Genomic DNA, 19,734 nt, shown 5'->3' with positions numbered 1-19,734 from the left:
GAATGTGGGTACTCCGCGTTAGTCGTATTCGACGACGACCGAGTAGGTCAACGCGGATGGAAGGAGACCGGAGTCGATGCTTTCCGGGCAGAGTGGGCAGATCGGCCTCCTCGGCGACGGCGACGGCAAGCCCCGCACAGAAGCACCGATTCCCGAGCACCTACCAGACCGCACGACCGTCTGGAGTTGGCCGGATCTGTCGGTGCTGCTGGTCGAGGACGACCAAGGCGACGCGTTGCTGGTCGAGGAGTTGATCGCCGACGGCGCGCCGGGTCTGCCGGTGCGCTGGGTGCGCTCCGCGGCCGAGGCGCGCACGCGACTCGCTGAACAGCTACCCGATTGTGTGCTGCTGGACCTGCACCTCCCCGACGCGCATGGCCTGGAGACCCTGGGCGTGGTGCGCGAGTACACCGACCGGGTCGCGGTCATCGTGCTCACCGGGCTGGACCAGGAGCAGATCGGGCTCGCCGCGGTAGCCGCCGGCGCCCAGGACTACCTGGTCAAAGGCCGGGTCGAGCCCGAATTGTTCGGTCGCGCACTGCGTTACGCCATCCAGCGTAAACAGGCCGAACGCGCGGCCGCGGCGCTGCGGACCAGTCAGATGCGCGCGCAGGAGAACGCGCGCCTCGAACGCGGCCTGCTACCGACCCCGCTGCTGCGCGGCGAACGCTCGGTCGACATCGTCGCGCGCTACCGCCCCGGCCGGGCCAATGCCCTGCTCGGCGGCGACTTCTACGACGTGGTCCAGCAGGCCGACGGCACCGTGCACGCGCTGATCGGCGATGTCGCCGGCCACGGCCCGGACGAGGCCGCGACCGGGGTCGCGCTGCGCTTGGCCTGGCGCACCCTGGTGCTCAGCGACATCTTCGGCCTGCGCCAATTGCAGCTGCTGGAAGAGGTCCTGCTCGCCGAACGCACCGGCAAGCAGACCTTCGCCACCCTGACCAGCCTGATCCTGCGCCCCTCCGATCACCGCGTCGTGGTCACCCGAGCCGGGCACCCCGGCATGCTCATGCGCACCGGCGCGCGGGTGGATTGGGTCGAGGTGCCGGGCGGCCCCGCGCTCGGCTTCCTGCCCGGCCGCGCCGAATGGTCGACCTACGAGATCGCGCTACCCCTCGGCAGCGGCCTGATGCTGTTCACCGACGGACTGTTCGAGGGACACACCGACGCGGGCCAGGACCGCCTCGGCGAGGAAGGCCTGCTCGAGCTGGCCCGCACGATCAGCGCGGCCGATCCCGCGGTGTTCGTCGACGAACTGGTCCGGCGCGCGGAGGCGCTGGCCGAGTCGCACGGCGGGCTCGAGGACGACGTGGCGGTCATGTACTTGCAGTGGAATCACCGAGACCTGAAGCAGGACAATCGATGACGACTCCCCCCAGCAAGCAGTCCGTGGCCGGTCGGCTGACCGTCCAGGGCTGGTTCATGCTCGTGCTGGCCCTGATGGTGATCCTGGTGATCATCGGCACGGCGGTCGGCGCGCAGCAACTCAGCAAGACCAACCGGGTCGCCGACCGGATGGTCGAGGGGTTGCAGCCCGCGACGGCCGAGACCTACCGGTTGCAGGGCGCGCTGATCAACCAGGAGACCGGCATCCGCGGCTACGCCATCGGGGCCGACTCCCAGTTCCTCGCACCGTATTCCGAAGGGATACGAGACGAAGCGCAGTCCGCGGCCAAGATCCGCGAGCTGCTGGCCGACCGTCCGCAGCTGCTGGCCGACCTCGACGCGGTGGAACGCGCGGCCGCCGACTGGCGCAGCGGCTATGCCGAACCGCTGGTCACCGCGGTCGCCGCCCGCGGCCCCCTGGCCGTCGGCGAGGCGGACGCGACGCGCGGCAAGGCCGCGTTCGACAAGCTCCGCACGCTGTTCGCCACGCAGAACACCGACCTCGCCACCGAGGTCGACCGCGATCAGGCCGAGCTGAAAAGCACTCGCACCGTGCGGGATACCGTGCTGGGCGCGATGGTCGTCGCCTTCCTGATCGCGGCGATCGCGCTGACCGTGCTGGTGCGCAAGCTGGTCGCGCGCCCGCTGGACTATCTGGAGGCCGCCTCCCGGCGCGTCGCCGACGGCGACTACGACCACCACATCACCGCGCACGGACCCGCCGACCTGGCGACCGTCGCGGTGGCGGTGGAGGGCATGCGCCGCCAGGTCGTCGCCGAGCTGGAGTCCTCCCGCGTGCAGGAGGCCACGCTGGCCGCGCAGACGGCCGAACTGGATGCGCAGACCGCGGAACTACGCCGCTCCAACGCCGAACTCGAGCAGTTCGCCTACGTCGCCTCGCACGACCTACAGGAACCGCTACGCAAGGTCGCCGCGTTCTGTCAGCTGCTGGAGAAGCGCTACGCCGACCAACTCGACGAGCGCGCAATCCAATACATCGATTACGCGGTGGACGGCGCCAAGCGGATGCAGGTGCTGATCAACGATCTGCTCACCTTCTCCCGGGTCGGCCGGGTGATCGACGGCAACGTGCCGATCGGCCTGGACCAGACCCTGGACAAGGCGATGACCAACCTCTCGGTCGCCGCCGAAGACACCGAGCTGCGGTTGGAACGTCCCCAGGAGTTGCCGAAGATCACCGGCGACCCGACGCTGCTGACCATGCTGTGGCAGAACCTGATCGGCAATGCGATCAAATTCCGCGCGCCCGATCGGACGCCGGTCGTCGAGTTGGCCTGTGTCGCAGATGACGACACCGGCGGCTGGTTGTTCTCGGTGTCCGACAACGGCATCGGCATCCCGCCGGAGTTCGCGGAGAAGGTGTTCGTGATCTTCCAGCGGCTGCACAGCCGGGAGGAATACACCGGCACCGGCATCGGGCTCGCATTGTGCAAGAAGATCGTCGAACACCACGGCGGGAAGATCTGGCTCGACACCGAGTACACCGGCGGCACCAGGTTCTGGTTCACCCTGAACTCGCCTGTGCCGACCGAAGATACGAAAATAGGAGATCCCTCTTGAGCGTTCCCGGCCAGCCCATCGACATCCTCCTGGTGGAGGACGACCCCGGCGACGAGTTGATGACTCGGGAAGCCTTCGAGGACAACAAGATCGGCAATACCCTGCACGTCGCGCACGACGGCCAGGAGGCCCTGGATTTCCTGTACAAGCAAGGTGAGCACGCCGGCGCGCCGCAGCCGGATCTGATCCTGCTCGATCTCAATCTGCCCAGATACGACGGGCGTCAGGTGCTGGAGCGGATCAAGGCCGATCCGGAGCTGGCGCACATCCCGGTGGTGGTGCTCACCACCTCGGCGGCGGAGGAAGACATCCTGCGCAGCTACAAGTTGCACGCGAACGCCTACGTGACGAAGCCGGTCGACCTGGACCAATTCGTCTCGGCCATCAAGCACATCGACGATTTCTTCGTCCAGGTCGTCCGGCTCCCCCGGCAGAGCTGAGCGCAGGCGCGCTGTCCCGGCCTCAGGCCGGGCGGCGCGGTTCCTCGACGGCGAGCGCGTCGTCCACGGTGTTGTGCACGCTGAGCAGCTTGTCCAGCCCGGTCACCTCGATCGGGCGGCGCACCGGCGGCGAGGCCACCACGCGCAGCTGACCCGACGGCAGCGATTCCGCCGCCACGAGCAGGACACTCAATCCGGCGGAGCCGAAGAATTCCACCTGCGACAGGTCGATGACCAGCGTGCTCGGCTTGTCTTGTAGTGCGTCGTCCACCGCGGCCTGGAACTGCGGCGCGGACGCCATGTCGATTTCACCGGTGAGCGACAGGATGCGCGCGGAGTCCACCGAGCGCACGTCCGTGTCCAAGCTCTTCGCCTGCCCGTCCGCGCTCATCGAGCACTCACCTGGACACCGACGCAGACGGCGCTACCGAGCGCCATTCGACCTCGGCTCGACCGACCTGAGCCCGCTACACCAAACCGGTTGCCTGGCATCGCCACTTCGCTACCTCCGACGCGTCGACCCTCCGCCCGCTCGAGCACGGCGCGGAGATGATCCAACTGGCCAAACTACCGTAGGCCGTCCGCGATCGCCGCGCCCGCCTCGGCCTGCCGCGTGCGGATAAATATCAGCGGACCCGGGCCGGTCGCCGGTCTTCGGCGAAGTCGAGCTCCAGCGTCACCGGAATGATCTCCACCTCCAGCGCTTCGCGCAGCCGGGTGACCGCGTGGCCCAGAATCCGGCGGCGCAGTTCGGCGATGTCGGCGGTCGGTTCCGCGGTGACCACCAGGTGCAGTTCGGGTGCGGTGCGGCCGCCGGACAACCAGGCCGAGGCGCTGCGCACCCCCTCGTAGCTTTCGATGTCGGTGGCCACCGGGGCGGCGGCGACGGCCGACTCGAGCACGGTGGTCCCGGCCCATTCGGTGCCGCTGGTGCGCCAGGTGACCGACTTGGGCATCCGGAACACCTGGGCCAGCAGCCAGCGCAGGCACAGCAACCCGATCAGCACCGCGGCGACGACCGCGGCCCACAGCACCCAGGTCGGCGGTGCGTCGGTGCCGGGGACGAGGGTGTCGTCGGACTGCACCCAGCGCAGCCGCCCATAGTGCGCGGCGACGGCGAGCACGCCCGCCGCGAGCAGCAGCACGCCGGTCAGCCCGAGCACGGTCCGGTTCAACGCCGCCGGACGGTTGGTAGCGCTCATCACGCCTCTCCTGTCTTCGGTCCGTGCAGCTTGGCCCGCACGTGCCGGACCCGCTGCGGGCCGATCTCCTGCACCCGGCGGGTGAGCGTTTCGCAGATCTCCTCGGGCAGGCCGTCCACGCCGGTTCGTTCGGTGTGCGCGGATACCTTGACCGCTTTGCGGCGCAAGCGGATTCGCGCGGAGCTGACGCCGTCCACGGACCCCGCGGTGCTGCGCAGCGCGGCGCGCAGCCCGCCGCGGGTCACGCCGGCCGACATGCCGTCGTCGGCGCCGAGCGGCAGCACGGCCGCCCGGCCCGGCCACAGCGCCAGCACGAGCAGCCCGACGCCGAACACGATCGCGCCGATGCCCACGGCAAGCACCGGCATGTCGTGCCAGGTCATGCCGTGCAGGTCGTCGGCGACGCGGTCGTAGGAGACGAATTCGTGCGCGCCGACCAGTCGCTGGATCAACGACACCGCCACCGCCACGCAGACGGCGAGCAGCAGCACCGCGACGACGATCGCCGGGCCTGCCCTGCGCGGCCTGCGGATCATCGGACTCTCCTTGCGCTGCCGACGGTTTCGGTGCTCAGCTCGGTGACGACGATGTCGATGCCGCTCACCGCGAGCCCGGTCAGCTCGCTGGTCCGGCGGGCCAGGTGGGCGCGGCACGCCTCGGTCACCCGGCCCACCGGCGAGGGATACAGAATCGGCAGTCGCACGTCCAGGGACGTCCGGTTCGCGAAAACCCTGGCGTCGACCCGCACATCGGCGCCGACGCCGGCCACCTCGCGCGCCGCCTGCGCGACGATCCGCTGGACCGCGCGCGGCGCCACCGTAGTGACGCCCGGATACTCGTCCGCGACGACGGCGGTCATCGCCTGCCCTTGCGCTGTGCCGACTGGAGCAGCCCGGCCAGATCGAGCTCGCCGTCCAGCCAGCGGCCGACCACCAGGCCGAGCACGGCGAACAGCAGCACGATGGTGAAGGCGCCGAATCCGCCGAACGCGCCGGCGAAGCCGAGCGCGAGACCGACCGCAAGGCAGATCGCTGTGGCACTCATCTACTGCACCCGGCTGCTCTGCACCGGCTCGTCGTCGTCGCCCGGGATGTAGACGTCGTTGACGTTGATATTGACCTCGACCACGTCCAGCCCGGTCATCTGCTCGATCGCGTTGATCACGTTGCGGCGCACCGCGCGCGCCAATTCCGCGATGGCGACGCCGTATTCGACGACGAGCTCCAGGTCGACCGCGGCCTGGGTCTCCCCGACCTCGACCGAAACCCCCTGGCCGATACTGGCGGACGCGCCGGGGATGCGATCGCGAATCGCGCCGAACGCGCGGGCCGCGCCGCCGCCCAGGTCGTGCACGCCGCGCACCTCGCGGGCCGCGAGCCCGGCCACCTTCTGCACGACGATGTCGGCGATCGAGGTGGTGCCCTGGTCGCTGGCCAGCTTGCTGTTCTTGTCCGACGTCGCGGCCGCGTTGGAAACCCGGCTCACCGCCGCCTTGTTGTCCGCGGGCGCCTTGGTGTCCGTGTTCTTGTCAGTGGTCGTCGTCGTGGTGCTCATAGCTCCTCCTGATTTCCCTTGCGGTACAGCGGACATCGGCTTCATAGGGATCGACACGGGATCCGGCCCGATCGTCACGGGCGGGTTGGTGTGACCTAGGTAACCCCCTCACTGCCGAACGCTCCGGCATCGAGTTCGGCTACGACCAAACGCAAACGGGCGTCGGACCAGTCGGTGCCGGCCAAGGCGGCGCGCAGTGCGGCCGTTGCCTTTTCCAGCAGCGGCGCCAACGGCAGCTCGGCCGCCGCGACCCGCACCTCGACCCGGCCGGGTCCGACATCGACCGCGAAACCTCGTGCGTCCCATGGCCACCAGGCCGGGCTCTCCGCGCCCAACGGGGTGGCGGGGCGAATACCGTCGATCGTGTCCAGCGCGCCCAGGATCACGGCGATGATGTCGCTGGCCTCGCTCACGGGCGCTCCGGCTCGATATCGAGAATGGTCACCGACACCTCGTCGACCGTCTGCCCGGTCTGTTCGAACACCACCCGCGAAACCTCCTGTTGCACCGCGTGACCGATCACTGCCGCGGGGCGGTCGGCCGAAATCACCACGTCCACTTGCACACTCAGCGCGCCCCCGGCGCTGCGCCGGACCCGCACGCCCTCCGACGCCGCGGGGTCGGCGTTGGTCAGGCGTTGCTTGCCGACCCGCACCAGCGACGAGACCAGCCCGCGCACACCGGGTTCCAGCCGGACCACGCCCGGCGTCGCGCACGCGGCCTGCGCGGCCACCGCGGCGACGACAGGCGCCTCGATCCGCACCTCGGAAACAGCATCGGTCGTCATCGCCGCGCGCCCCCCGTTTCGTCGTCCTCGTAGATGTCCGCGACCACCAGATCCAGCGTCTGCAACACCAGCCCGACCTGGGCGGCAAGCGCGGCGATGACTCGCTCGCGCACCACCGGCAGCGCGTCGCCGACCGTGGCGTGCCCGAACCGGATGGCGACCGACAGCTCGACCGCGACCACGGTTTCCCCGTCCATCCCCATCCCGACCCGGCGCACCCGGCACTGCCTGGCACGCACGCCCGGCACCGAGTCGGCGGCATAACGCAGCACCGTCGCGACGGCTTGTTCACTCACCTCGACCGTGCCGGGCGCGGGGGTCGGCAGGACCAACGTCCGCCCGCGCCTGGCCTCGGCGCGCACCGCGGACATGATGCGTCCGGTCAGGTCGGGTGGCGCCGGATCCGGTTCGTCGATCAGCTCCTTGGTCGCCGCGCGCAACGCCAGCAGGCTGTCGCGGGCGGCCCGGCAGTGCGGGCAGGTCTTCTCGTGTTCGTCGCCGAGACCGGCCTCGACCGCGTCGAGCCGATCCCAGACCTGTTCGATCTCACGGCCGCAGGGCAGCCGGTAATCCTGTTCTGTCGTGCCGTTCACCGCCATGGTTTCATCACCTCGGACAAGTGGGCTCGCGCGCGGGCAATCCGGCCGCGCACCGCCGTCGTATTCACTTCGACGATGTCGCCGATCTCCTCGTAGGTCAGCCCGTGCACCTCGCGCAACAGCCAACAGGCGCGTTGTTCGGGCGTGAGCAGCTGTAGCGCCGCGTTCAGCGCTTCCAATTGCGTGCTCACCTGCACCGCATGCTCGGGCTGGGTGTCCGAGCGGGGCGATTCGGTGGTCTCCGGGTCGACCTCGACCGTAGGCCTGCGGGCCCGGATCACGTTCAGGCAGCGATTGGTCGTCATGCGATAGAGCCAGCCGACGAACGCGGCGTCCTCGTTGAGCTGTGGGAGGCGGCGCCAGGCACCGAGAAAGACCTCCTGGACGACATCTTCCGCGTCGGAGCGGTCGGCGAGCATCTTGACCGCGAGCCGGAACATCTGGGCCTGATAGCGCAGTACTAACTGCTCATAGGCCCGCATATCACCGTCGCGCGCCCTGCTCACCAGGGTCGCATCATCGGGTGCGGTCTCGGCAACCGTTTCTGTCGTGGTCACAGCACCTCCTCCACCGCTCATCAGTCAGACACCGGGGATTGGAAACCGTCACGGCCAGTATGACGTGATCGTTGTCTCACCGGTTGCTGCGTGCGCTTTGCCGAACGGCCGTGTCAATACGACGTGTGCATCCATCCCGGATGTGCCACGACACAGCGGAGGTTTCGATGTCTCTGAGCGACAAGATCGGCAACAAGGTCGACGAGTTCGGCGGCAAGGCGAAGGAAGCCGCGGGCAACGCGACCGGTGACGACGATCTGCGCGCCGAAGGCAAGGCGGACCAGGTCGAGTCCGCCGTCAAGGGCGCGGTGGAGAACGTGAAGGACGCCATCGGCGACGCGGTGGACAAAGCGAAGAACGCGTTGGGCAAGTAGCCCACGCGTGCGGTGTGCGGCCGCGAGTACGGCCGCACACCGCCCGGTTCGAACAAAGGTTATGACAGTGATCAATCACCAACGACCGACCAGAATCGCCGGTGTCGAACCGGGGACCGCAGCGCTGGCCGTGGCCACCTGCCTGGCCTTGACCATCGGCGTCGCCGCGATGACCCAGTCCGTCGTCGCGACCGTCGCGGCCGGCGTGAGCATCGTCGCCGGGCTGGCCCTCGTGCTGGCCATCCTGCCGAGCAAGGCCTGACCGACTCTCGAACGGCGGGCCGAACGCCGTTACTTCCGTGGGCTTTCGAGCGCGTCCTCGACGGCCGCGAGCGCGTCGACGGGGGTGCGGTTCTGGCCCTTGTCGTTCTGGCCGAGTTGGGGCCAGCCGGCGCCCTCGGGGCCGAGCAGCTGGATCCAGATCGCCCGGGTCTTGTCGAGCAGCTCACGCTGCTCGACTTCGTTCAATGCGGACATGAATTCCTCCTCTATTGCGACGCCGCAGGCCGCGGCGAAATCCTGGGGCGACATGTCGTAGGCGGCGTTCATGTCGCAGTCGCCGAAGGGCGGGCAGCCCTCGGGCAGGCCGCCGCCGAAGCCTTGGCCGTCGGTGTATTGGTGGGCGAGTTGGCCGGGCAGGTTCGGGTTGCGGCCGTAGCCGGCGCCGACCATGCGCAGGCCGTCGGGGCGATCGGGCCACATGGTGAAGAAGTCGCCCTGGTTGGCGTAGCCGATCACCCGGCGGCGATCGCCGAGCCAGTCGGCGAGATTCCAGTAGGCGGCGTTGATGCCGCCGGATTGGTCGCCGCCGGGATTGCCGCCGGATTCGACGTCGATCATGACGATCATCCGCGGATGCGGGCCGCCCATGCGCGCGACCATCTCGCGATGGGTCTCGACCGTCTCCAGCCAGTTGGGCCGCCAGTAGAAGTACACGACGAAACACGCCAGCCGACCCGAATCGACTGCCCGGCAAGCCCATTCGTAGTTCGCGGCGAAGTTTGAATCGCGGAACGTGCCGTCGTTGGAGCGGAAGCTGAGGATGCCGTGCGGATAGGAATCGTCCACCGGCGATTGAAAATATGACACGTCCGCGAAAAGACTGTCGACCATGTGATCTCCCTCGATTTCGTCTGCCCGAAATTTCCCCCGAGTGGTTGCGCGCGCCGCCGATTTCACCGCCCTCGACGCCGTGAGACGTCGATGAAACGTGGGTGAAGGGCCGAAACCGGAGACTCTTCGGTGTAGAAGAACCGCCCGGTGCCGGTTCGGCGCGACGGACCAATGCTGTAGCTGGTCGGCCGCCCGCGGAAGTTGTCGGTCTGATGAGCGAACCGGGCGTTCCATTTGCTGGACCGTGAACGATAAGCACCACGTGCTCGGTTCGTTGCAGTATCTGCACGGGAGGACAGAGAGTGAACGAAACGACGATGGAAAAAACGGCCATGGGGGGCCGTGGCGTGCTCGAGGGGGCATTTGCCCTGTTGGAGGCCCTCGCGCACGGGGACGAGCTGGGCCTGACCCAGCTGGCGTCGACAGCGGGACTACCGAAGGCGACGGCCTATCGGCTACTCAATCAACTGGTGGTGGAAGGAGCGGTACAGCGCCGCGGCGGGCGGTATCAGATCGGGCCACGGGTGTTCCGGCTCGGGCAGACCTGGCAGCCGGCGCGGTTGCTGCGGGCTGCCTCGGCCCGGCCGCTCGGGCAGCTGACGGCGGCGACGGAGAAGGGCGGCTTCAGCCTCTCGGTGACCGATCGGGGGCACACGATGCTGATCGGGGGCATCGGGCGGGAGATCGACGAGGTCTTCCCGTTGCGCGCGGGGGTGTTGCTGCCCTCGGGCACCGCGGCCGAGCAGGTGCTGGCCATCGGGCATCCGAATCGCACGCCGCCGGAGGGGTTCTCGCCGCGCGAATGGAACCGGCAGATCACGGTGGCGCGGGAACGCGGGCTGGCCTACGACACCGACATGAGCCGGTTCGGGCTGGCCTGCGTCGCGGCGCCGGTGCGTGGGCCGGCGGGCGAGGTGGTGGCCGCGCTGGCCGGGACCGTGGGCGAACTGGCCCGGCTGCCCGCGATCGCGGAGGCGGTGCTGCGGGCGGCGGGTCTGGTGAGCGCGAATCTGACCAGGTTGCTCAGATCGCAGGGAGTCGTGTCGCTCTGAAGGTGGAGAGCCGTCAGGGTGTCGCCTAGGCAGTTGGGCGACACCCCGACGGCTCGCCTTGTTTTCCGCCGGTCAGGCGTGTGGAATGCCGCCGCACCAGACGCGGGTGATGGCGCGGGTGGCGTGGATGTCGGCCAGCGGGTCGCCGTCGATCAGGACGAGGTCGGCGCGCATGCCGGGAGCGACGGTGCCGCGGTCGGACAAGCCGAAGTATCGGGCGGGCAATGTGGTCGCCGCGTTCAGAGCCTCCACCGGAGTAAGGCCCGCGGTGACGAGCAGTTCGAGTTCGCGGTGCAGCGAGTCGCCGTGCGGCGGCTGATACGGCACGCCCTGCTCGGTATTGGCATCACTGCCCGCGAGAATCGGCACGCCCGCGGCGTGCAGTGTCGCGACGCTGGCGAGGCTGTCGGCGAAGCCGAGCCGGCCCAAAGCCGTTGCGATGCCTTGCATCATGACGAGGGTAGGCGCGGCGACCCGGCCCTCCGCCTTCATCCGGCGCACATCTTCGGCAGGCAGCTGGCCGTCGGACGGGATGTGCGTGACGATGTCGACGCCCACGTCCAGGGCGAGGGTGTAGGCGCTCAGCGACGCCGCGTGCGCGACCACCCGGAGATCCTTGGCATGCGCCGCCGCCACAACGGCTTTGGCGGCGGCCTCGTCCGGGCCGCCCTCCCCGGGCGCCTCCAGCACGAGCTTGATGTAGTCCGACCCGGCGGCGGCGCGCTCGGCGACCATCGCCTCGGCCTCGTCCGGACCGTGGATGACCGCGTGCTTCGCCAGGCCGGGAATCTGGGCGTGCAGGCCGTCCGCGCCGATGATCGGCGTGCCCGCGCTGCGAATGTCGGTGGTACCGGGCCGGTTACGCAGGGCCGCGAGCTTCTCCGGCGGGAACGTGGTCATGTCCAGTGCCGTGGTCACGCCGTGCGCGGCGAGCTGGTCCAGCGATTCGGGCCCGGCTAGGTGGATGTGGGCATCGATCAGGCCCGGTAGCAGGATCGCGCCGTGACCATCGACTCGGTCGGCACCCTCGGCGTCGGTGCCGATCACCGCCCCGTCGATCACCACCGTCGTCGGCTCGGTCAGGCCGTGGCCGTCGAAGACGCGAACGTTGTACAGGGCGGTTTTACCGATCGCTGGGGAGTCGACGGTCACGCATGCCTCCGGTGCGGGTTGTCCATACAGCGGCGGGATGCGGCCGCTCCGGTACGGAACGTTAGTAGCCCACCGTGCATTTGTCCGCACACGAAGTGATAACGCATTGTTCACATATCGGCACGCCTATTCGGTGATCCGTTCGCCGGTCGCCGGGTGGAACAGGTGTACCGCGGCGGCGTCGGTCACGGTCAGGCTGACCGATTCGGCCAGCTTCGCCGGCGACCGGATCGCCGAGCGGGACACGAACATGACCGATTCGCCGTCGAGGCCGGCGACCTTCGCGGAAGGCCGGGCGTAGACATAGGATTCGCTGCCCAGCTCCTCGATCAGTTCCACCGTGACCGCGAAACCGGTACCGTCCCTGCGCAGTTCGAGCTGTTCGGGGCGGATGCCGATGGTGACCGTGTCCAGGTTCGCCGCGGCCAGCCGGGTCATCCGCTCGCGCGGCAATTCCAGTGTGGTGCCCGCGATCTCGACGCCGCCGGAGACCAGCGGCACGGTGCACAGGTTCATCGACGGCGAGCCGATGAAGCCGGCCACGAACGCGGTGGCGGGGCGGTCGTAGAGCTCGGCCGGGGTACTGAACTGTTGCAGCCGCCCGTCGCGCAGCACCGCGACCCGGTCGCCCATGGTCATCGCCTCGACCTGGTCGTGCGTGACGTAGACGGTGGTGGTGCCGAGACGCCGTTGCAGGGCGGCGATCTGGGTGCGGGTCTGCACGCGCAGCTTGGCGTCGAGGTTGCTCAGCGGCTCGTCCATGCAGAACACCCGCGGCTCGCGCACGATCGCGCGGCCCATGGCGACCCGTTGCCGTTGCCCGCCGGACAGTTTCGCCGGTTTGCGGTCCAGGTACGGGGTGAGGCCGAGCAGTTCGGCGGCCTCGGCGACGCGGCGTTTGCGTTCGGACAGCGGCACTTTGAGCATCTTGAGCGCGAAACCCATGTTCTCCCCGACGGTCTTGTTCGGGTAGAGCGCGTAGTTCTGGAAGACCATGGCGATGTCGCGGTCCTTGGACGGGACGCCGACCATGTCGGCGCCGTCGATGCGGATCGAGCCCGCGTCGATCTCCTCCAGGCCGGCGAGCATGCGCAGCGCGGTGGACTTGCCGGAGCCGGACGGCCCGACCAGCACGATGAATTCGCCGTCGGCGATGTCCAGGTCGAGTGAGTCGACCGCCAGGGTTTCCGCGCCGGGGTAGACGCAGGAAGCCGAGTCGTAACGAATGGTGGCCATGGTTTTTCCTTACTTGATGGCGCCGAACGAGAGACCGCGCACCAGCTTGTTCTGCGCGATCCAACCGGCCAGGACAACGGGCAGTGCGGTGAGCACCGCGGCGGCGGAAAGCCTGGCCCAGTACAGGCCCTCCCCCGTGATGAAGCCGACCAGGAACACCGGAATGGTCTGGGCCTGCACGGCGGTCAGGTTCACCGCGAAGAAGAATTCGTTCCAGGAGAAGATGACGCAGATCAGCGCGGTCGCGGCGATGCCGGGCGAGACCAGCGGCAGGATCACCTCGCGCACCCCGGTCCAGGTGCTCGCGCCGTCCATGCTGGCCGCCTCGAGCAGCTCGCTGGGCACCTCGAGGAAGAACGAGCGCATCATCCAGACCGCGATCGGCAGGTTCATCGCGGTGTAGAGGATGACCAGCGCCCAGATGTTGTCGAGCAGGCCGATGTCGCCGACGATCACGTACAGCGGGACGATCGCCGCGACCACCGGCAGCATCTTGGTGCCGATGAAGAAGAACAGCGCGTCCTGGGTGCGGCGCACCGGGCGCAGCGACAGGGCGAACGCGGCGGGCAGGCCGAGCACGAGCACCAGGATGGTCGACATCGCGGTGGCGAAGGTGGAGTTCAGCAGGGTGGTGCCGATGCCGCTGTCCAGGACCGCGGCGAACTGGTCGAGGGTCGGGGTGAAGAACAGCTTCGGCGGGTCGGTGTAGGCGTCGCCCTCCTGTTTGAAGGCGGTGAGCACCATCCACAGCACCGGGAAGAAGAAGCCGATGCCGACCACCCAGGCCAGGGCGCTCCAGAACATCCCGGCCTTGCTGCGCCGCCTGCGCACCTTGGGGGCGGGTTTCTCGGTGGCGACGGCGGGCTTCTGGTCGAGGGCGTGCGCAGTCATGCTGCTTCCTCTTTTCCGGTGAACGACTTGAACAGCAGGCGCAATGCCAGGGTGGCCACCACGGTGGTGGCGATGACGGTGACGACGCCCATCGCGGCGGCCTGGCCGATGTCGAAGCCGAGGAACGCGCGCTGATAGATGTAGAAGGGCAGGTTGGAGCTGGCGATGCCGGGGCCGCCGGAGGTCATCATGTAGACCGCGTCGAAGGTGTTGACCAGGTAGATGGCGCCGAGCACCGCGCCCAGCTCGATGAACCGGCGCAGGTGCGGCAGCGTGAGCTCGCGGAAGACGGCGAAGGAGTTCGCGCCGTCGACCTTCGCGGCCTCCACGATGTCGCGCGGCATGGACTGCAACCCGGCCAGGATCAGCAGCATCATGAACGGGGTCCACTGCCAGACCAGGTCGGCCATCACGGCGGGCAGCGGGTATTTGCTCACCCAGTCGACCTGCCCGACGCCGAACGGTTTCAGCACGAAGTTGACCAGGCCGAAGATCGGGTCGAGCATGGTGGTCTTCCAAATCAGCGCGGCCGCAACGGGAGTCACCAGGAACGGGGTGATCAGCAGGGTGCGCACCACACCGCGGCCGAAGAACGCGCGGTCGAGCAGCAGCGCGAGCAGCAGGCCGAGGATCACCGAGATGATCACGGTGCCGACGATCATGATCACGGTGTTGACCGCGACCTCGCGGAACTGGCTGTCCCGGAACACATCCGCGTAGTTCTGCAAGCCGTTGAAGTGCCGGGACCCGGGGCGCACCAGGTTCCACGACTGCGTCGAGTAGTACAGCGTGAAGACGAACGGCACCTGGGTGACCACGAGCATGAAGATCAGCGCGGGCAGCAGCGGACCGCGGCGGCGCCAGCCCTCGGCGCGGGAGATGTGGTCGCGGCGGGAGACGAGCGGCGGCGGCGTGGCCGGCTTCTCGGTGGAATGCCTTGGGGCGGTGGTTGTTTCGGACATGATTACTGGCCCTCTCGATACGACCGGCCGACCACCTCGGCGTACTGCTGGGCCTGGTCGAGCGCGGCCCGGACGCTGATCCTGCCCGCGATCGCGGCGCTGATCTGCTGGCTCACCCGGGTGCCGAGGTCCTGGAACTCCGGGATGGTGATGAATTGGATGCCGGTGTAGGGCACCGGCCGCACGCCCGGATGTTCCGGATCGACGCCCTCCATCGCCGACAAGGTCAGCGGCCCATAGGCTTTCGCGGCCTCCCGGTACTCGGGTATCTGGTAGGTCGACAAGCGACTGCCCGGTGGGACGTGGGACCAGCCCAGCTTCTCCCCGACCATCTTGATGTAGGCCTTGCTGGTCATCCAGGAGACGAATTTCCAAGCGGCGTCGGGCTTGTCGCTGGTCTTCGGGATACCGAGGGACCAGGTGTAGAGCCAGCCGGAGTTCGGCTTCTGCTGGATCGGGGCGAGCGCATAGCCGATCTTGCCGACCACCTTGCTGGCGGCGGGATCTTCCAGCACGCCGACGGCGGAGGTGGCGTCGTACCACATCGCCGTGTTGCCCTGGGAGAGCTGCGTGGCGCACTCACCGAAACCGCTGGTCGCCGCGCCGGGCTCGCCGTGCTCGCGGACCAGGTCGATGTAGAACTGCACGGCCCGAACGACTTCCGGGCTGTTCAGCTGGGCGTGCCAGTTCTCGTCGAACCAGCGGCCGCCGAAGGTGTTGATCACGGTGTTGAGCGGGGCCAGCGCCTCACCCCAGCCGGGCTTGCCACGCAGGCAGATGCCGGAGCGGCCGTGGTCCGGGTCGTCGAGTTTCGCGGCGGCGTCGGCGACCTGGTCCCAGGTCGGTTCGGCGGGCATGGTGAGCCCGGCCTGCTCGAACAAATCCTTGCGGTACATCAGGAACGAGGACTCGCCGTAGAACGGCACCGAGTACATGTTGCCCTGATAGGACAGCGACTTCTGCAGCGACGGAATGAAATCCTGCTCGTCGTAGCCGGGGGTGTTGCGGGCGTAGCTCGACAGGTCGGTCAGCCAGCCGTTCGCGGCCCACTGCGGGGTCTCGTAGTTGCTGATCATCACCACGTCGAACTCGCCGCCGTGGGTGGCGACCGAGGCGGTGATCTTGGCCCGCGCCTCGTTCTCCGACAGCGACACGAATTTCAGCTTGGTGCCGGGGTTTTCGCGTTCGAACTCACCGGAGAGCGCGATCGCGTCCTGCATCTGCGAGTTCGACACCATGGCGATGGTGACCGTGTCCCCGCCGCCGGAGGTGAACGAGCCCGCACCCGCGCAGCCCGCCGTGGCGAGGACCGTCGAAACGGCCAGCGCCAGTGTGTTTCTCCGCCATGGGCTATGCCTGCTCATCGGCCGCGCCCTCCTTCTGTTCCAGCAGCCACCGCGCGCATTCGAGGTCGGTGACGAGAATCTTGGCCAGGCCGCCGCGCAGCACCGCGAGGGTCGCTTCGTGTTTGACCGCGCCGCCGGCGATCAGCACAGTGGCCCGGCAGGCCCGGATGGCGTCCAGACCGACCGAAACCGTGCGTGCGGCAAGCGATCCCGGGACGTCGGCGCCGTCGGCGCGGAAGAAGCGGCCGCCGATCTCGCCGACCGCGCCGAGGCCGCGCAGTTCGTCGAGGATGGCGCTGTCGAGGTAGCTGCCCTCGAACAGGGTGGTCGCGGTGGAGACGGTGCCGACGCCGAACATCATCACGTCGGCGTTGCGGCCCAGCGCCATCGGGTGACCGAGCAGCGAATCCTGTTCCAGCGCGGTCACGGTCGCGGCGTCGGCGTAGAGCGGTGCGTTCAGGCGGACCGGGGTGGCCTGGAGCACGGTGGCGCAGCGGCCGAGGGTGTAGTCGACGCCGGTCTGGTAGTCGACCGAGGTCATCGATCCGTCGAGCTGAACGACGGTGGCGCAGCGGGCGGATTTGGTGCGTAACTCGTGCGCGACGGCGATTGTCTCTGGGCCCCAGGTGAATCCGAGGGTGGACTGCGGTTGCAGCCGGCGGGCGAGCACGCCGACCGCGGCGCGGGCCAGCGGCAGCAGGCCCGAGGGCGAGCCGTCGGGGACGTCGCGGAGCACGACGACCTCGGTGAGGCCGAAGGCGCGCTCGAGGTCGCTCTCCAGGTCGGTGTGCACGGCGTCGCGCAGTTCGTCGGGGACGCTGATCTCGATGCGCACCAGGCCCTGGGCGCGGGCCCTGGCGATGAGCCGGCCCGCGGTGGGTCGCGAAACACCGAGTTTGGCCGCGATTTCGGCCTGAGTCGCGCCTTCTAAGTGATAGAGCTGCGCGGCGCGGAGCGCGAGCCGGACGTCGTCGGGCGTACCCGGGCGGGAAGGGACGGTGGCCACACGGCCTCCTCATCGAGTCTGAGCATATGCTCAGCATGTGAGCTACTGCTCACAGAGGGTACCATCCGGAGTGTGACGTACACAACAGTGGTGGGGTAGCTATGACTTGGGACACACACGAGCCGTTGCGGGCCGCGACGCTGCGCGACCTCGACTCGGCGATCGCCGTGCCGACCTATGACCGGGCGGGAATCACCACCGGCATAGTGCATTTCGGCGTCGGCGGGTTTCATCGCGCGCATCAGGCGATGTATATCGACCGGCTGCTGGCGGCCGGCGGCGCACGGGAGTGGGGCATCTGCGGGGTGGGCGTGCTGCCCGCCGATCGCCGGATGCGGGACGCGTTGACAGCACAGGATGGGCTGTACACGCTGTCGGTGCTGGCGCCGGACGGCAGCTGGGCCACCCGGGTGATCGGCTCGATCGTCGAATACCTGTACGCGCCGGACGATCCCGAGGCGGTGCTGGCCAAGCTCGCCGATCCGGCCACCCGGATCGTCTCGCTCACCGTCACCGAGGGCGGGTATCACTTCTCCGCGACCACCGGCGAGTTCGATGCCGACGCCGCCGACATCCGGGCCGATCTCGCGCCGAATGCGGTGCCCGCCACCATCTTCGGGCTGATCGTCGAGGGACTCGCGCGGCGCAGGGCGCGCGGTGTCGCGCCGTTCACGGTGATGTCGTGCGACAACATCGAGGGCAACGGGCACGTCGCGCGGGCGACGTTCAGCGCGTTCGCCCGGTTACGCGACCCCGAACTCGGCGAGTGGGTGGCGCGGGAGGTGCGGTTCCCGAACTCGATGGTGGACCGGATCACGCCGGTCACCCCGCCCGAAGCGGCGGACGAGGTGGCCCGGCGGTACGGGGTGGCGGATCGGTGGCCGGTGGTGACGGAGCCGTTCACCCAATGGGTGCTGGAGGATTCGTTCACCCTCGGGCGACCGGACTACGGCACGGTCGGCGTGCAGTTGGTCGATGATGTTGCGCCGTATGAGTTGATGAAGCTGCGACTGCTCAACGCGAGCCACCAGGCGCTGGCCTACTTCGGCTATCTCAGCGGATATCGGCTGGTGCACGACGCGGCGCAGGATCCGGCGTTCCAGCGATTCCTGTTGCGGTACATGGACATCGAGGCAACGCCGACCCTGTTGCCGGTGCCCGGAGTCGACCTCGACGCATACAAGCGCACGCTGATCGAACGGTTCTCCAATCCGGCCATCGGCGACACGATCGCGCGGTTGTGCGCGGAATCCTCCGACCGGATCCCGAAGTGGGTACTGCCGGTGATCCGGCAGCGACTCGCGGCCGACGGCGAGATCGCCTGCGCCGCCGCGATTGTCGCGAGCTGGGCACGTTACGCGGAGGGCGTCGACGAGCAGGGCGAGCCGATCGACATCGTGGACCCGCTGCGCGACCAGCTGACCCCGCTGGCCCGTAGACAGCGCGAGGATCGCACCGCATTCCTCAGCGCGCGTTCGGTTTTCGGTGATCTGATCGACGAGCCACGGTTCGTGAGCGCCTACGTCGAGGTGCTGGATTCGTTGTACGCCAAGGGCGCTCACGCCACCGTCGCGGAACTGGGAGGTCAGGCGGGCTGACCTCGGGCCTCCCCTGATGTGGAGGCCCGAGCGACCGGACTCAGATGGGGACGACGCGGGTGACGGCGTGGGTTTCGCCGCCGACGGTGAACCAGATGTCGAGGGCCGAGCCGGTGCGGAAGGCGGCCAGGTCGACGTCGTCGCCGGACTTCAGCGGCTTGACGTACTCGATGATCGCGCGATGCGGGCCGGACTTCAGGTCGTCGTGCTCGGTCAAGACCTCTTCGACGCCGCTGAGATAGACCGAGTTGTTGACGTGGTCGAGCATGTCGATGTCGGTGATGCGCAGCGGGAACGGGCGCACGGTCACCCCGTCCGCATCGGCCGCGGGCGCGGGATCGGTGAGCGCGGCCTTCCAGCGCAGCCGATGCTCGGTGGTGGCGGCCAGCATCGGCTCCATGAAGCGGTCGCTCATCCGGGCCGGCAGGCCGGATTCGGTGCCGAAATGGATCAGGAAGGCCTCGGTCTCGACCAGGCCGCCGGCGCTGCCGCTGATCTGCACCCGCATATTGCACCAGCGAGTGGACAGCCCGGAGCACCAGCGGCGCAACGTGACCCGCTCGCCGAACTGGATCGGCTTGAGCACGTCCATCACGGTCCGGCGCACCACCCAGCCCCGATGGGTGTCGCCGTCCTCGACGGCGTCGAGATGCTCGAACCCGATGTCTTGCAGATAGCGGGCGATGGCGTCGAGCCGAAGGCGTTGATCGCCGTCGGTGTCGGCGAGACGTACCGGCCACCCCGTTTCGAACGGGGTTCCGGCGGTCGGACGTTCCGGCAGCACGCTGGGAATGACCATGGACGGATAATGCCAGGTCATGGTTACAACTCGCGCGTCGGCACGGTCAGCGCGTCGCACATCTCACACCCTTCGACGGTCGAATACCGACTATCA

At 68.6% G+C, this 19,734-nt stretch carries 25 protein-coding genes; 7 read left to right on the top strand and 18 right to left on the bottom strand.

Annotated elements, in window-relative coordinates; genetic code table 11:
• The first annotated feature begins 76 nt into the window (after positions 1–76).
• The 3 genes from AB0M22_RS44855 to AB0M22_RS44845 are packed head-to-tail and all read left to right on the top strand — an operon-like array spanning position 77 to position 3,410.
• On the top strand, positions 77–1,369 hold the full coding sequence (locus AB0M22_RS44855) for a fused response regulator/phosphatase (protein ID WP_364739918.1): 1,293 nt from the start codon (positions 77–79) through the stop codon (positions 1,367–1,369).
• Positions 1,366–2,970, top strand: a complete 1,605-nt coding sequence (locus tag AB0M22_RS44850) for an ATP-binding protein (RefSeq protein WP_364739915.1) — start codon at positions 1,366–1,368, stop codon at positions 2,968–2,970. The genes AB0M22_RS44855 and AB0M22_RS44850 overlap by 4 nt, the downstream gene beginning before the upstream one ends.
• Positions 2,967–3,410, top strand: a complete 444-nt coding sequence (locus AB0M22_RS44845; protein WP_364739912.1) for a response regulator — start codon at positions 2,967–2,969, stop codon at positions 3,408–3,410. The genes AB0M22_RS44850 and AB0M22_RS44845 overlap by 4 nt, the downstream gene beginning before the upstream one ends.
• Before the next feature lie 22 nt (positions 3,411–3,432).
• Here the strand turns inward: AB0M22_RS44845 and AB0M22_RS44840 are convergent, their stop codons facing one another.
• The 10 genes from AB0M22_RS44840 to AB0M22_RS44795 form a co-directional block, all read right to left on the bottom strand.
• Positions 3,433–3,801 (bottom strand): STAS domain-containing protein, encoded by a 369-nt coding sequence (locus AB0M22_RS44840; RefSeq protein ID WP_364739909.1) that lies wholly within the window; start codon positions 3,799–3,801, stop codon positions 3,433–3,435.
• 235 nt (positions 3,802–4,036) lie between these two features.
• Positions 4,037–4,612 (bottom strand): alkaline shock response membrane anchor protein AmaP, encoded by a 576-nt coding sequence (locus AB0M22_RS44835; RefSeq protein WP_364739906.1) that lies wholly within the window; start codon positions 4,610–4,612, stop codon positions 4,037–4,039.
• Positions 4,612–5,148, bottom strand: a complete 537-nt coding sequence (locus tag AB0M22_RS44830; protein WP_364739904.1) for a DUF6286 domain-containing protein — start codon at positions 5,146–5,148, stop codon at positions 4,612–4,614. The genes AB0M22_RS44835 and AB0M22_RS44830 overlap by 1 nt, the downstream gene beginning before the upstream one ends.
• Positions 5,145–5,471, bottom strand: coding sequence for an Asp23/Gls24 family envelope stress response protein (locus AB0M22_RS44825; RefSeq protein WP_364739902.1), 327 nt, complete (start codon positions 5,469–5,471; stop codon positions 5,145–5,147). The genes AB0M22_RS44830 and AB0M22_RS44825 overlap by 4 nt, the downstream gene beginning before the upstream one ends.
• On the bottom strand, positions 5,468–5,656 hold the full coding sequence (locus AB0M22_RS44820; RefSeq protein WP_364739899.1) for a hypothetical protein: 189 nt from the start codon (positions 5,654–5,656) through the stop codon (positions 5,468–5,470). The genes AB0M22_RS44825 and AB0M22_RS44820 overlap by 4 nt, the downstream gene beginning before the upstream one ends.
• Positions 5,657–6,166 (bottom strand): Asp23/Gls24 family envelope stress response protein, encoded by a 510-nt coding sequence (locus AB0M22_RS44815; RefSeq protein WP_364739897.1) that lies wholly within the window; start codon positions 6,164–6,166, stop codon positions 5,657–5,659. It abuts the gene before it with no gap.
• 95 nt (positions 6,167–6,261) lie between these two features.
• Positions 6,262–6,579, bottom strand: coding sequence for a hypothetical protein (locus AB0M22_RS44810; protein WP_364739894.1), 318 nt, complete (start codon positions 6,577–6,579; stop codon positions 6,262–6,264).
• A complete protein-coding gene (locus tag AB0M22_RS44805; RefSeq protein WP_364739891.1) occupies positions 6,576–6,953 on the bottom strand; it encodes an Asp23/Gls24 family envelope stress response protein in 378 nt (125 codons plus the stop codon). Before AB0M22_RS44805 ends, AB0M22_RS44810 begins: the two co-directional genes overlap by 4 nt.
• Entirely contained in the window at positions 6,950–7,552 is a 603-nt protein-coding gene (locus tag AB0M22_RS44800) for an Asp23/Gls24 family envelope stress response protein (RefSeq protein ID WP_364739889.1), read from the bottom strand. Before AB0M22_RS44800 ends, AB0M22_RS44805 begins: the two co-directional genes overlap by 4 nt.
• The gene (locus tag AB0M22_RS44795; protein ID WP_364739887.1) at positions 7,543–8,109 is read right to left on the bottom strand and encodes a sigma-70 family RNA polymerase sigma factor; all 567 of its coding nucleotides are present in this window, start codon (positions 8,107–8,109) and stop codon (positions 7,543–7,545) included. Before AB0M22_RS44795 ends, AB0M22_RS44800 begins: the two co-directional genes overlap by 10 nt.
• 167 nt (positions 8,110–8,276) lie before the next feature.
• Between AB0M22_RS44795 and AB0M22_RS44790 the strand changes: the two genes are divergently transcribed.
• Positions 8,277–8,483 carry a CsbD family protein gene (locus AB0M22_RS44790; protein WP_107655425.1) on the top strand — a complete coding sequence of 69 codons (207 nt, stop codon included), beginning with the start codon at positions 8,277–8,279 and terminating at the stop codon, positions 8,481–8,483.
• A gap of 61 nt (positions 8,484–8,544) precedes the next feature.
• The gene (locus AB0M22_RS44785; RefSeq protein ID WP_364739883.1) at positions 8,545–8,745 is read left to right on the top strand and encodes a hypothetical protein; all 201 of its coding nucleotides are present in this window, start codon (positions 8,545–8,547) and stop codon (positions 8,743–8,745) included.
• A gap of 29 nt (positions 8,746–8,774) precedes the next feature.
• Here AB0M22_RS44785 and AB0M22_RS44780 read toward each other — a convergent pair whose 3' ends face one another.
• On the bottom strand, positions 8,775–9,596 hold the full coding sequence (locus AB0M22_RS44780; protein ID WP_364739881.1) for a hypothetical protein: 822 nt from the start codon (positions 9,594–9,596) through the stop codon (positions 8,775–8,777).
• Between the two features lie 302 nt (positions 9,597–9,898).
• On the opposite strand from AB0M22_RS44780, the gene AB0M22_RS44775 reads away from it, so the two are divergent.
• The gene (locus tag AB0M22_RS44775; RefSeq protein ID WP_364739878.1) at positions 9,899–10,648 is read left to right on the top strand and encodes a helix-turn-helix domain-containing protein; all 750 of its coding nucleotides are present in this window, start codon (positions 9,899–9,901) and stop codon (positions 10,646–10,648) included.
• 72 nt (positions 10,649–10,720) lie between these two features.
• Here AB0M22_RS44775 and AB0M22_RS44770 read toward each other — a convergent pair whose 3' ends face one another.
• The 6 genes from AB0M22_RS44770 to AB0M22_RS44745 all read right to left on the bottom strand — a co-directional run bounded on the left by AB0M22_RS44770 (position 10,721) and on the right by AB0M22_RS44745 (position 17,241).
• Positions 10,721–11,800 (bottom strand): amidohydrolase family protein, encoded by a 1,080-nt coding sequence (locus AB0M22_RS44770; RefSeq protein ID WP_364739876.1) that lies wholly within the window; start codon positions 11,798–11,800, stop codon positions 10,721–10,723.
• Positions 11,801–11,926: 126 nt separating this feature from the next.
• Complete coding sequence (locus AB0M22_RS44765; protein WP_364739873.1) at positions 11,927–13,036, bottom strand: ATP-binding cassette domain-containing protein; 1,110 nt, start codon at positions 13,034–13,036, stop codon at positions 11,927–11,929.
• 9 nt (positions 13,037–13,045) lie between these two features.
• Positions 13,046–13,927 (bottom strand): carbohydrate ABC transporter permease, encoded by an 882-nt coding sequence (locus tag AB0M22_RS44760; protein WP_364739871.1) that lies wholly within the window; start codon positions 13,925–13,927, stop codon positions 13,046–13,048.
• Complete coding sequence (locus AB0M22_RS44755) at positions 13,924–14,889, bottom strand: sugar ABC transporter permease (protein ID WP_364739869.1); 966 nt, start codon at positions 14,887–14,889, stop codon at positions 13,924–13,926. Before AB0M22_RS44755 ends, AB0M22_RS44760 begins: the two co-directional genes overlap by 4 nt.
• A 2-nt stretch (positions 14,890–14,891) precedes the next feature.
• Positions 14,892–16,253, bottom strand: coding sequence for a sugar ABC transporter substrate-binding protein (locus AB0M22_RS44750; protein WP_364739866.1), 1,362 nt, complete (start codon positions 16,251–16,253; stop codon positions 14,892–14,894).
• On the bottom strand, positions 16,240–17,241 hold the full coding sequence (locus AB0M22_RS44745) for a sugar-binding domain-containing protein (protein ID WP_364739863.1): 1,002 nt from the start codon (positions 17,239–17,241) through the stop codon (positions 16,240–16,242). Before AB0M22_RS44745 ends, AB0M22_RS44750 begins: the two co-directional genes overlap by 14 nt.
• A 101-nt stretch (positions 17,242–17,342) precedes the next feature.
• Between AB0M22_RS44745 and AB0M22_RS44740 the strand changes: the two genes are divergently transcribed.
• Positions 17,343–18,839 carry a mannitol dehydrogenase family protein gene (locus AB0M22_RS44740; RefSeq protein ID WP_364739861.1) on the top strand — a complete coding sequence of 499 codons (1,497 nt, stop codon included), beginning with the start codon at positions 17,343–17,345 and terminating at the stop codon, positions 18,837–18,839.
• Positions 18,840–18,879: 40 nt separating this feature from the next.
• On the opposite strand, the gene AB0M22_RS44735 is transcribed toward AB0M22_RS44740, so the two are convergent.
• A complete protein-coding gene (locus AB0M22_RS44735) occupies positions 18,880–19,638 on the bottom strand; it encodes an acyl-ACP thioesterase domain-containing protein (protein ID WP_364739859.1) in 759 nt (252 codons plus the stop codon).
• Between the last annotated feature and the right edge of the window lie 96 nt (positions 19,639–19,734).

It is taken from the genome of Nocardia sp. NPDC051756, assembly GCF_040681495.1.
GTDB lineage: Bacteria > Actinomycetota > Actinomycetes > Mycobacteriales > Mycobacteriaceae > Nocardia.
The sequence above is the reverse complement of the archived record's forward strand: the minus strand, read 5'-3'. Positions and strand labels throughout refer to the sequence as shown.